Annotated in this window: 13 protein-coding genes; 9 read left to right on the forward strand and 4 right to left on the reverse strand. The window is 71.5% G+C overall.

Annotated features, from left to right (window positions below):
- The first annotated feature begins 86 nt into the window (after positions 1 to 86).
- Both ACFYVR_RS14850 and ACFYVR_RS14855 read left to right on the forward strand, forming a co-directional pair.
- Complete coding sequence (locus ACFYVR_RS14850) at positions 87 to 665, forward strand: helix-turn-helix domain-containing protein (RefSeq protein ID WP_387474574.1); 579 nt, start codon at positions 87 to 89, stop codon at positions 663 to 665.
- Between the two features lie 76 nt (positions 666 to 741).
- The gene (locus ACFYVR_RS14855; protein ID WP_387474310.1) at positions 742 to 1530 is read left to right on the forward strand and encodes an META domain-containing protein; all 789 of its coding nucleotides are present in this window, start codon (positions 742 to 744) and stop codon (positions 1528 to 1530) included.
- Positions 1531 to 1563: 33 nt separating this feature from the next.
- Here the strand turns inward: ACFYVR_RS14855 and ACFYVR_RS14860 are convergent, their stop codons facing one another.
- A complete protein-coding gene (locus ACFYVR_RS14860; RefSeq protein WP_387474312.1) occupies positions 1564 to 2118 on the reverse strand; it encodes a nucleosidase in 555 nt (184 codons plus the stop codon).
- Between the two features lie 52 nt (positions 2119 to 2170).
- On the opposite strand from ACFYVR_RS14860, the gene nadE reads away from it, so the two are divergent.
- Positions 2171 to 3010, forward strand: a complete 840-nt coding sequence (nadE, locus tag ACFYVR_RS14865) for an ammonia-dependent NAD(+) synthetase (RefSeq protein ID WP_387474314.1) — start codon at positions 2171 to 2173, stop codon at positions 3008 to 3010.
- Positions 3011 to 3014: 4 nt separating this feature from the next.
- On the forward strand, positions 3015 to 3776 hold the full coding sequence (locus ACFYVR_RS14870; protein ID WP_387474316.1) for an SDR family oxidoreductase: 762 nt from the start codon (positions 3015 to 3017) through the stop codon (positions 3774 to 3776).
- Positions 3777 to 3781: 5 nt separating this feature from the next.
- Here the strand turns inward: ACFYVR_RS14870 and ACFYVR_RS14875 are convergent, their stop codons facing one another.
- Positions 3782 to 4051, reverse strand: a complete 270-nt coding sequence (locus ACFYVR_RS14875; RefSeq protein ID WP_387474318.1) for a MoaD/ThiS family protein — start codon at positions 4049 to 4051, stop codon at positions 3782 to 3784.
- Positions 4044 to 5099, reverse strand: a complete 1056-nt coding sequence (gene moaA / locus ACFYVR_RS14880; protein WP_387474576.1) for a GTP 3',8-cyclase MoaA — start codon at positions 5097 to 5099, stop codon at positions 4044 to 4046. The genes ACFYVR_RS14875 and moaA overlap by 8 nt, the downstream gene beginning before the upstream one ends.
- Positions 5100 to 5197: 98 nt before the next feature.
- On the opposite strand from moaA, the gene glp reads away from it, so the two are divergent.
- The 4 genes from glp (at position 5198) to ACFYVR_RS14900 (ending at position 9558) form a co-directional block, all read left to right on the forward strand.
- Positions 5198 to 6382: a gephyrin-like molybdotransferase Glp gene (gene glp / locus ACFYVR_RS14885; protein WP_387474320.1), complete on the forward strand. Its 1185-nt coding sequence runs from the start codon at positions 5198 to 5200 to the stop codon at positions 6380 to 6382.
- Between the two features lie 20 nt (positions 6383 to 6402).
- Entirely contained in the window at positions 6403 to 7389 is a 987-nt protein-coding gene (gene moaCB, locus ACFYVR_RS14890; protein WP_387474322.1) for a bifunctional molybdenum cofactor biosynthesis protein MoaC/MoaB, read from the forward strand.
- Positions 7382 to 7795 carry a molybdenum cofactor biosynthesis protein MoaE gene (locus tag ACFYVR_RS14895; protein WP_387474324.1) on the forward strand — a complete coding sequence of 138 codons (414 nt, stop codon included), beginning with the start codon at positions 7382 to 7384 and terminating at the stop codon, positions 7793 to 7795. The genes moaCB and ACFYVR_RS14895 overlap by 8 nt, the downstream gene beginning before the upstream one ends.
- Positions 7796 to 8037: 242 nt before the next feature.
- Entirely contained in the window at positions 8038 to 9558 is a 1521-nt protein-coding gene (locus ACFYVR_RS14900) for a DEAD/DEAH box helicase (protein WP_387474326.1), read from the forward strand.
- Positions 9559 to 9586: 28 nt separating this feature from the next.
- Here ACFYVR_RS14900 and ACFYVR_RS14905 read toward each other — a convergent pair whose 3' ends face one another.
- Complete coding sequence (locus tag ACFYVR_RS14905) at positions 9587 to 10627, reverse strand: CobW family GTP-binding protein (protein ID WP_387474328.1); 1041 nt, start codon at positions 10625 to 10627, stop codon at positions 9587 to 9589.
- 250 nt (positions 10628 to 10877) lie between these two features.
- On the opposite strand from ACFYVR_RS14905, the gene ACFYVR_RS14910 reads away from it, so the two are divergent.
- Positions 10878 to 11516: a hypothetical protein gene (locus ACFYVR_RS14910; protein ID WP_387474330.1), complete on the forward strand. Its 639-nt coding sequence runs from the start codon at positions 10878 to 10880 to the stop codon at positions 11514 to 11516.
- The last annotated feature ends 57 nt before the right edge of the window (positions 11517 to 11573 follow it).

Consider the following 11573-nt stretch of genomic DNA (forward strand, 5'->3'; position numbering starts at 1 on the left):
ATCCAGTACGACCACTCTAACCGGACCGCGGTCCACTTTTGTTCCCGCGCCGGTACCATCGGTGCGTGCAATCCTCCCCCGTCCCGATGGCCGACGCCCCCGACGTCGAACGCTGCGACGCTGCCCGCAACCGCGCATTGTTGCTGGATGCGGCCGCTCTCCTGGTCACCGAACGGGGCGTGGACGCCGTCACGATGGAGGCGGTCGCGACCCGCGCGGGTGTGGGCAAGGGCACAGTCTTCCGCCGCTTCGGCAGCCGGTCCGGACTGATGCACGCCCTCCTCGACCACACCGAGCGCGAACTCCAGGACGCGTTCATGTACGGGCCTCCCCCACTCGGACCGGGCGCCGGTCCGATCGACCGACTGGTGGCGTACGGCCGGGCCCGGCTGGGGATGGTCGAGGTGCAGGGCGACGTGCTGCGGGCGGTCGAGGTCTCACCCGAACTCCGGTTCGGCGGTCCGGCCCGCCAGGTGAGCCTGACGCACGTGGTGACGCTGCTCCGCGCGGCGGGCACGACCGGCGACCTGTCACTGCTGGCGCAGAGCCTGCTCGCCCCGCTCGAGGCGACCCTCGTCCTGCACCAGGTCCGCGACCTCCACATGCCGATCGAGCGGATCGCCGACGCCTGGGAGGACCTGGCCCGCCGCGTCACCGCCGCCTGAGCGCCGAGCCGCGTCGACACCTCCCACGCCTGTGTCGCCCACCCCGCGACGCCGCTCCGGTCACTACGCTCCAGGCATGCGCCTTCTTCGCTCGATCGGGCTCGCCGCACTGGCCGTCGCCGCCCTCGCCGGTTGCTCGGACTCGAGTGCGGCGGCACCGGAGCCGCCCCAGGCCGACCTGGTGGGCCGGACCTTCGTCTCGACCGAGGTCGAGGGGACGCCGATTCCCGGGGGCGGCCCACTGACCGTCTCGTTCGAGGAACCGGACCGACTGTCCGCCGCGGCCGGCTGCAACCGTGCCGTGGGCACCGCGGACTTCTCCGACGACAGGATCACCGTGACGGGGCCGCTGGCCACCACGATGATGGCGTGCCCCGGCGGCCGCGCCGGCGCCGACGCCTGGGTGGCCGAGTTCTTCGCCGCGAGCCCCAACTGGTCCCTCGACGGGGACACCCTGCAGTTGAGCACCGACGACGCGACCGTGACCCTGCTCGACAAGAAGGTCGCCCAGCCGGACCGGCCACTGGTCGGCACCGCCTGGGTGGTCGACGCCACCATCAGCCGGTCGGCCGTCACGTCGTCGCTGGCGATCGAGGACTCGATGCCCACCCTGCTGATCGCGGACGACGGCACCGTCACCGGTTCGACCGGCTGCAACAACTTCACCGGGACCGCCGAGGTCGCGGGCGACACCGTCACGTTCGGTCCGCTCGCCACCACCCGAATGATGTGCGAACCGGACGTCGCCGAGGTCGAGACCGCGGTCCTCACCGCGCTGGACGGCACGACCACCGCGACGATCGAGTCGGACCGTCTGCGGCTGATGAACGTGAACGGCCACGGTCTGGGCCTGCACGCCAGGTGACGCCGGCGCACACGCGCCGCGGCACTCGCCGACTCAGTAGTGGTCGGCGAGCCACGCCCCGAGGATGCGTGCGCTCGCGTCGACCTGGGCGGGCCAGTCCATCGCCGACTCGTCGGCGTGGTCGCTGACGTGCTTGACCAGCCGGCAGCGCGCACCGAGCCGAACGCACGCCGCGGCGACCGCGAACCCCTCCATGTCGACCAGGTCCGCGCGCCGCGCGAGTTCGTCGCGCAGAACGGGGTCGGAGACGAACACGTCGCCGGTGGCGAGGACCGATCCGTCGCCGCCGTCGAGCGAGATGCGTTCCTGCGCCGGGTAGCCCAGCGACCGCAGCACCTCGGCACTGAGGTCGTGGTTGAGCACCTCCGACGGCACGTAGAGGCCGGCGTGGTGGCCGTGCAGGGCGCCGGCGGTGCCGATGTTGACTACGGTCGGGCGGGCGCTGTCCGGATACCGGCTCAGCGACTCGGTCACCGCGATCGCCGCGTCGACCTTGCCGATCCCGGTGACGAGGACCTCGAACCGGGCGGGCACGTGCGCGGCCTCGGAACGGGTGGCGGAGACGACGAGAACAGGGACTTCGGTCACCGGCCGACTCTATCCTTCGCGCCGCGGCAGCCATCTCGCTAGAGTCACGCCCATGTCCACACTGCGTGCACGAATTCTGGAGGAACTCGGCGCGAAGCCGACGATCGACCCGGCCGCCGAGGTGCGTGCCCGCGTCGACTTCCTCAAGGCCTACCTACGTTCCACCCTGGCGAAGGGCTTCGTCCTGGGGATCAGCGGCGGGCAGGACAGCACGCTCACCGGCAGGCTGTGCCAGCTCGCCGCCGAGGAACTGCGATCCGAGGGAGTCGACGCGGAGTTCGTCGCGGTGCGCCTGCCGTACGGCGTCCAGGCCGACGAGCACGACGCGCAGATCTCGCTGAAGTTCATCGGGCCGGACCGCTCGGTGACCGTGAACGTCAAGCCGAGCGCCGAGGCGGCGGCCGCGGAGAGCGCGGCCGGTCTCGCCGAGATCCTCGGCCACGACGGCGAACTGCGGGACTTCGTGCGCGGCAACGTCAAAGCCCGCGAGCGGATGGTCATCCAGTACGCGATCGCCGGTCAGCTCGGATATCTGGTGGTCGGCACCGATCACGCCGCGGAGGCGATCACGGGCTTCTTCACCAAGTACGGCGACGGCGGCGTCGACGTGACCCCGCTGACCGGATTGAGCAAGCGGCAGGGTGCGGCGCTGCTGCAGTACCTCGGTGCGCCGGAGAGCACCTGGCGCAAGGTCCCGACCGCCGACCTCGAGGACGACCGGCCCGCCCTCCCGGACGAGGAGGCACTGGGCCTGAGCTACAGCGAAATCGACGACTATCTCGAGGGCAAGGACGTCACCGACGAGGTCGCCGGGAAGGTGGAGACGATGTTCCGGAACACGCGGCACAAGCGTGCCGTGCCGGTCACCCCGCTCGACGACTGGTGGAAGTGACGCGATGACCACGGTGCTGGTCGCCGGTGGTACCGGGACCGCGGGCAGCGCGGCGGTCGCGGCCCTGGCCGCCGGTGGCCACGACGTGCGGATCCTGAGCAGGCACGCACCTGCCGCCGGTGGGGTGGACCACCGGTCCGGTGACCTGCTCTCGGGTGCCGGGCTCGCCGACGCCCTGGGCGGTGTCGACGTTCTGGTCAGTGCCGTCAACGGGCAGACCAAGGCGACGCGGCCGGTGTTCACCGACGGCGCCCGGAATCTTCTCGCCGCCGCCGAGTCGGCGGGGGTGCGCCGGGCGGTGCTGCTGTCGATCGTCGGAGTGGACGGTCTCGACTTCTCGTACTACGCGGCCCTGACCGAGCAGGAGCGGATCTACGCCGCCTCACCACTCGAGACCACGATCGTGCGGGCCACGCAGTTCCACACGCTGCTGCGGTCGGTGTTCGCTGCGACCGCCCGGGTCGGGGTGCTGCCCGCGGTCCGGGGCGCACGGTTCCAGCCGATCGACCCCGCCGAGGTGGGACGTGCCCTCGCCGACGCCGCGCTCGCCGAGGTGCACCGGGACCGCGTCGAGATCGGCGGGCCGGTGGTGACGTCGATGCGGGAACTCGCACAGACGTGGAAGCGCGTGACGGGCTCGCGGGCGCTGGTCGTCGGGCTGCCGGTTCCCGGCGGGGCGGGCCGCTTCCTCCGCGAGGGACGCAACCTGACACCGGAGAACACCTACGGGACAGTCACATTCGATCGGTGGCTGGCCGAGAACTGAGCGGATCAGCCGCCCGCGAACGGCGGCAGCACGTCCACCCGGTCCGCCGCGGCGACGCCCAGGTCCCGCGTCAGTTCGTCGCCCTGCAGGAACGCCGCCACGGTGAGCACCCGCTCCATCGCGGCTCCGTGCCGGTCGATCAGCGCGGCGCGCAGGTCCCCGAGGGTGGCGCCCGCCACCAGGGACACGGCCTCCTCGCCGCACCCAGCCGCCTCCTCCGCCGCCGCGAAATACCGCACCGTCACCGTCGTTGCCGCCACGGTCGTCTCAGCCACCGATCGCTCCCATGCTCCGCTGCGGCGGTTCGAAACCGGCCGCGTTGATCCCGTGCCCGGCCCACTTGTCCCACATCGCGCCGCGCCACAGCCCGGCGAGGTCGTCGTCGCTCGCTCCGGCGCGCAGGGCGTCGCGCAGATCGATCTCGCGGTCGCTGAACAGGCACGAGCGCACCGTGCCCTCCGCGGTCAGCCGGGTGCGGTCGCAGTCCTCGCAGAAGTTGCGGGTGACGGACGCGATGATGCCGACGGTGGCCGGCCCGCCGTCGACGAGCCACTCCTCGGCGGGTGCCGACGGATCCTCCCGCCCGGCCTCGGTGAGCACGAAACGCTGCCGGAGCACCTCGAGCAGTCGCTGTGCGTCGACCATCGACGACCGCTGCCACGCGTGGTCGGCGTCCAGCGGCATCTCCTCGATGAAACGCAGGTGCGCGCCCTCCTCGAGGCACCACTGCAGCAGATCGCCTGCGCCGTCCAGGGTTTCGGGCATGAGCACCGCATTGATCTTGAGCGGTGTCAGCCCCGCCCGGGCGGCCGCCCGGATGCCGGCGAGGACGGACGCGAGCCGATCACGGCGGGTCAGTTCCGCGAAGTGGGCGCGGTCGACGGTGTCGAGGGAGATGTTGACGCGGCTCAGGCCCGCATCCGCCAGACCCTGCGCCCGGTGTTCGAGGCCGACGGCGTTCGTGGTCATCGCCAAGGGGACACCGGGCACCGCGCGGGCACAGCCACCGACTATGGTCTCGAGGTCGCGGCGCATCAGCGGCTCGCCACCGGTGAACCGCACCTCGCGCACCCCGAGGTCACGGACCGCGATGCGCACCAACCGCACGATCTCGTCGGCCGTGAGCAGCCGCGACTGCGGAATCGCGGGCAGGCCCTCCGCGGGCATGCAGTACGTGCAGCGCAGCGAGCACTTCTCGGTGATCGAGACCCGCAGGTCGCGGGCGACCCGCCCGAACCGGTCGACCAGTTCCGGGACGTCGGGACGATCGGTGACGTCGACCGCGCCGCGCACGCGAGGCAACCCCATCTGCACCGGCCGCACGGTCGCTGTCATCGGGTCACCACCTCGCTCATGTGACCAGTATGACTGCCCCGAGGTGGGGGCTGCTTACGATGGGTCCCCACGTTCCAGGGAGGACCATGAGCAGCAGATCCGTCGAGGAGCACGCCCGGGCCGTGCGGGAACTCCTCGATCGCGCGTGGGCGCCCGCGACCGAGCACATCGCGGTTCCGGACGCACTGGGCCGGGTCCTCGACGGCGACGTGCACGCGCCGATCGACCTGCCGGTGTTCCGGAACTCGCAGATGGACGGATTCGCAGTCGCGGCGGCGGACGTCCGTGACACCCCGGTGACGCTGACCGTCGCATCGACCGTGGCCGCCGGTGACGCCGGCGCCGACCGGCTCGCACCGGGCACCGCGGTCAAGATCATGACCGGAGCTCCGATCCCCGAGGGCGCCGACTGCATCGTCCCGGTGGAGGACACCGAATCGCAGGAGGGACGGGTCCGCATCCTCGCCCCACGACGGGCGGGTGAGTTCGTCCGCGACCGCGGCAGCGACGTCCACGCCGGGGACCTGCTGCTGGCCGCCGGAGCGCACCTGACCGCGCGGCACATCGCGATGTTCGCCGCCGTCGGACTGGTCGAGGTCCCGGTGCGCCGCCGCCCCCGCGTCGCGGTGATCGCGACCGGTGCCGAACTCGTCCCGGCCGGCACCCCGCTGGGGCCCGGGCAGATCCACGATTCGAACTCGATCGCCCTGGCCGCGAGCGTGGTCGCGAACGGCGGCGAGGTGACCTTCACCGGCCGCAGCACCGACACACCCGACGAGTTCCGGGGCATGCTCCGCGAGGCCGGTGCGGACGCGGACGTCGTGATCACCTCCGGTGGCGTGTCGATGGGCGAGTTCGAGGTGGTGCGGGAGGTCCTCACCCCGCTCGGAGGCTGGTTCGGGCACGTCGCGATGCAGCCGGGCGGACCGCAGGGTCTGACCGCGGTCGACGGGATCCCCGTGCTCAGCTTCCCCGGCAACCCGGTCAGCACGCTGGTCTCGTTCGAGGTGTTCGCACGTGCGGCACTGCGCGGCAGCGCCGGGCTCCCCGCGGCGCCCACCGACCGCTCGACACTGACCGTGCCCGTCACGTCGCCCGCGGGAAAACGCCAGTTCCTGCGTGGGCGGCGGGTGCCCGGTGGGGTGACACTGGAAGCGGGGCCGGGATCGCACCTGGTCGCGGCGCTGGCCAGGGCCGATGTACTGATCGACATTCCGGAGGACGTGACGACGATGCAGGCGGGAGACGACGTGCGGGTGTGGGTGCTGTGAGCGGCGCGAACCACGACACCGTGAGTGGGGCAAACCTCACACACCTCGACGGCGAGGGCCGGGCGCGGATGGTCGACGTCAGCGCGAAGGCCACCACGGCCCGGATCGCCGTCGCGGCGGGCGAACTGCAGACCACCCGCGAGGTGATCGCGCTGGTGCGGGCCGACGACATGCCGAAGGCGGACGTCCTCGCCACCGCGCGGATCGCCGGGATCGCCGGGGCCAAGCGGACGTCCGAGCTGATCCCGCTGTGCCATCAGCTCGCGCTGTCGTCGGTGAAGGTCGAGTTCGGGTTCACCGACACCACCATCACGATCGAGGCGCGCGCGAAGACCACCGGGCAGACGGGCGTCGAGATGGAGGCTCTCACGGCCGTCGCGGTGGCCGGGCTGACATTGCACGACATGGTCAAGGCCGTCGACCCCGCCGCCGTGTTGAACGGGGTGCGCCTGCTGAGCAAGGAGGGCGGCAAGCGCGGCCACTGGGTCCGGGAGGAGCTCGAACACCGACCCGAGGCCGCCGCGCTCGGCGCCCGGTCGGCGGTCGTGCTCGTCGCGTCCACCGCGGGCGCGGCCGGCACCCGCGAGGACACCACCGGGCCGGTGCTGGCGAGTTGGTTGGACGGGCTCGGCTACTCCGTCCGCGGGCCCCTGGTCTACGCGGACGCCGACATCGACGCCGGTGTCGCCGACGCCCTGACCGGCGGCCCGGCACTGGTGGTGAGCACCGGCGGCACCGGCGCCTCCCCCACCGACCGCACCCCCGAGGCCACCGCGGCGGTCCTCGACCGCGAGCTTCCCGGAGTCGCGGAAGCGTTGCGGCGCAAGGGAACCGAGAAGACCGTGCACGCGGCGCTCAGTCGCGGACTGGTCGGCCTCTCCGGCCGCACGGTGATCGTCAACCTGCCCGGCTCGCCGGGCGGGGTCCGGGACGGAATCGCCGTCCTGGAACCGATTCTCGACCACCTGCTGGCACAGGTGTCCGGTGGAGGCATGCACGATGAGTGACCTGCTGGCCGCGATCTCCGCGGAACCGCTCGACCCGGCGGCGGTGGATGCCGCCGTCGCCGGACCCGAGCACGGTGCGGTGGTGCTGTTCTCCGGTGTGGTGCGCAATCACGATGGCGGACAGTCCGTTTCCGCGCTCGAGTACCAGGCCCACCCGGATGCCGAGTCGTTCCTGCGACGCTGCTGCGAACAGGTGTCCGCGGAGTCCGGACTTCCGGTTGCGGCGGTGCACCGGGTCGGCCCGCTGACCGTAGGCGATCTGGCCCTCGTCGCGGCGGTGGCCGCGCCGCACCGCGCCGAGGCGTTCGCGGCGTGCTCGCTGCTCGTGGAACGAATCAAGGCCGAGGTCCCGATCTGGAAGCGGCAGCACTTCGCGGACGGCGTCACCGAGTGGGTCGGGCTCTAGCCTGCTGTGATCCAGGCAACGGCTGGACGTCCGTCCGGTCGGCTATGCTGACAGTCACTTGGCGCGTGCTCCACAGCGCCAGCCGTCGTGGAACGGTTTTCCCGTGCGCAGCACGAACTCTTCTTACGGCGATCGATTTTGCCCACCGGCAATCTCGCCACACTTGTGCTGTAGTCGCGCGTGGATCCTCCGCGATCCGTGTGCTGCGCAGTGCAACCCGATGCCCGAAAGGCACACGACACATGACTGCGTCCTTCGCCGAACTAGGCGTGCCCGCTCCCCTCGTTGCGGCACTCGCCGACGGCGGGATCACCGCCCCCTTCCCCATCCAGGTCGACACCCTGCCCGACACCCTCACCGGCCGTGACGTCCTCGGCCGCGGCAAGACCGGCAGCGGCAAGACCCTCGCGTTCTCGATCCCGATGGTCGCGCGCCTGTCCGGCGACCTGGCCGGCAGGCGTCGCCCCGGCAAGCCCCGCGGACTCGTCCTGGCCCCGACGCGTGAACTGGCCACCCAGATCACGGCGACGCTGCAGCCCCTCGCCGACGCGGCGGGGTTGCGCGTCACCACGATCTTCGGCGGCGTCTCGCAGCACCGCCAGGTCAAGGCACTCGAGGCGGGCGTCGACATCGTCGTCGCGTGCCCCGGCCGGCTCGAGGACCTGATGAAGCAGGGCTTCGTCTCGCTCGACGGCGTCACAATCACCGTCCTCGACGAGGCCGACCACATGGCCGATCTCGGCTTCCTGCCCGGCGTGACGCGCATCCTGAAGGCGACACCGGATCGCGGCCAGCGCCTGCTGTTCTCCGCCACCCTCGACAACGGCGTCGACATCCTGGTCAAGAAGTTCCTGCACAACCAGGTACTGCACTCCGTCGACGAGGCGAACTCCCCCGTCGCCGCGATGACCCACCACGTGTTCGACGTCGCCGGTCCCGGCGACAAGAAGGACCTCGTGCACAAGCTCGCCTCGGGTACGGGACGCCGAATCCTGTTCATGCGCACCAAGCATCAGGCCCGCAAGCTCGCCAAGCAGCTCACCGAGGCCGGGATCCCGTCGGTGGACCTGCACGGCAACCTGTCGCAGAACGCCCGCGACCGGAACCTGGCCGCCTTCTCCTCCGGCGAGGCGCGGGTGCTGGTGGCCACCGACGTCGCGGCCCGCGGCGTGCACGTCGACGAGGTCGAACTCGTCGTGCACGTCGATCCTCCCGCGGAACACAAGGCGTACCTGCACCGTTCGGGCCGCACCGCCCGCGCGGGCAGCGCCGGCGACGTGGTCACCGTCGTCCTGCCCGATCAGCGCAAGGACCTCGCGGCGCTGATGCGCAAGGCCAAGATCACCGTCACCCCGCAGCAGGTGACGGCGAATTCGCCCGCCGTGACCGAACTGGTCGGCGAGATCGCCCCGCACGTGATTCCCGCACCGAAGCCGGCGACGCAGCCGGCCGGTCAGGGTGGCGGTCGGCGTGGTGGCGGCCGCGCCCGCGGCGCGGGGCAAGGCGGTGGCCGTCCCGCAGCCGAGGGCGGTCGCGGCCGTGGAAGCGGTCAGGGACAGGGCACCGGGCGCGGGCGCGGTCAGGGCGCGGCCGGCGGAACCCGCACCGGCGCAGAGGCTTCGGCGTCGCGCGGCGGTCGCGGATCGGGCGGGGGCCGCGGTCGCGGTCAGGCCGCCGCGGCGGGCGCGACCCCGGTGTACAGCAGCGAGACGCCGCGCTCCGGCGGCAGCAACCAGCGCCGGCGTCGCGCGACACGTCCGTAGTCGTCGGGTCGGGTGTCGGCCCCCGGGATCAGGACTCCACCACGTAGCGGTGGACCCCGGTCATGGTCTCGGGGCCGGCGACCTCGGATCCCTCCGCGACGCACGCCCGCAGTTCCCGCTCCACGGCGGCGGTGTCCATGCCCGATCCGATCAGCACCAGCTCCGTGCCGCGCCGCTCTCCCCGACCCCAGGATCCGCGGTCGAATCGGATGTGGCGGCCGACGGTCTGCAGCCGGTACCGCTGCGTGTGACCGGGAACATCGAAGTACACGAAGCCTTTCGAGCGATACAGGCCGGCGGGCGGGCTCTCCAGGAATCGGACCAGCGCCCGAGGATCCATCGGCGCGTCGGAGGTGAAGCTCACGCTGCGGTAGTGGTCGTGCAGGTGCACATGCCCACACTCGTCGTGCTCGTGGCCGCCGGCGACGAGCAGTTCGTCGAGGCTCAGCTGCCGAGGACCGTCGTCGACCCGCACGACCTCGTCGAAGAGGAGTCGCGGATCGATCCGGCCGTGGGTCGCCGGGAGCACCGGCGCGCGGTCGGCGAGGGCGTCGACACTGCCGCGAACGGCCGCGGTCCCTTCTTCGGTGAGACGGTCGATCTTGTTGAGCACCACCAGGTCTGCCATCCGTACGTGCAGATCCAACTCGGGGTGACGTCGACGGGAGTCCTCGAACTCGGCCGCGTCGACCAGCACGACCAACCCGCCGTAGCCGATCCGCGGGTTCTCGCTGCCGAGGATCATCCGCACCATGTTGCGCGGCTCGGCGAGGCCGCTGGCCTCGACGACGATGACGTCGATGTTCGACCGCGGCTGCGTCAACCGGTCCAGCATGGTGTCCATCTCGCTGACGTCCACCGCACAGCACAGGCAGCCGTTGCTCAGCGACACCGTCGAATCGACCTGCCCGGCAACCATCATCGAGTCGATGTTGACGGCGCCGAAGTCGTTGACGATCACGCCGATGCGGACGCCGTGGTCGCCGCGGAGCAGATGGTTGAGCAGGCTGGTCTTGCCGGAGCCGAGGAAGCCGGCCACCAGCACCACCGGAACACGCCTCCGCACCATCGCACCCCGTCCTCGGTCGCTGCCGTCGATTCGCTGGCCATCGTAGTGAATCGGGTTTCGCGCGCTCGAACCGGTAAAATCTTTGTGAACAGCGTGTTTCCCGAACCGCACCCGCGGTGGTTCCCGTCACAACCACCGGCCTGGGCGTTGCAGATGCCCCGGGATCACGATGTAATAACGGCGCCTTTCGGCATGTCACACCTCCTCGCGGCACCGGCGCGAGCACTCTCACACGGCGGGAAATATGACGATGAAGCGTACTGCGACCGTGATCGGCGCGCTCGGACTGACTCTCGGCCTGAGCGCCGGGGTCGCGACCGCCCAGCCTGCGGTCGCCGCGACCGAACAGGTGGAGTCGATCGACTCGACCGGCTCGACGGCCGTGGACGCGCTCCAGCGGGCCGCGACCGCCGAGGACGCGGAGACCGCCATCCAGAGCGCGGCCGGCGAGATCGGCGTCAAGGCTCTGCGCGAATGCGGCCTCGGCGCCCTGGTGGGCAACACCACCGACGAGTTGACAACCAAGAACGTCCTCGTCTTCGTCAACGCCGCCACGAAGCGGATCATCGCCGTGATCAACGGCCCGGCGGCGATCATCTCGACCGCAGCCGCGGGCTGCGTGGAGCGCGCGCTGGTCGCGTTCGAGGTGGAGGCCAAGACCGCCAAGGTCGGGGGCTCGGTCGCCGGGCTCGCGTTCGGCGGTTCGCTCGGCGTCCTGTTCCCCGACAGCCTCCTCAGCGCGGGCTCGACCGACAGTGGTTCCGCGGAAGCGGTCCTCACCTCCGAGTCGGCCGGGTCGCTCGTCGCGTCCGGCTCCGTCGACACCGGATCGCTCGCCGCGAGCGAGCCGGTCTCGGACGCCCTCGTTTCCGGAGCTCTCGGAGGCTGACCTCCCGACAGCTGCCCTCCCGACAGCAACGGCCGGGGCCGGACACCGCGATGGTGT

Source organism: Rhodococcus sp. NPDC003318, from assembly GCF_042879035.1.
In the GTDB taxonomy this organism is placed as follows: Bacteria; Actinomycetota; Actinomycetes; order Mycobacteriales; family Mycobacteriaceae; genus Rhodococcus_G.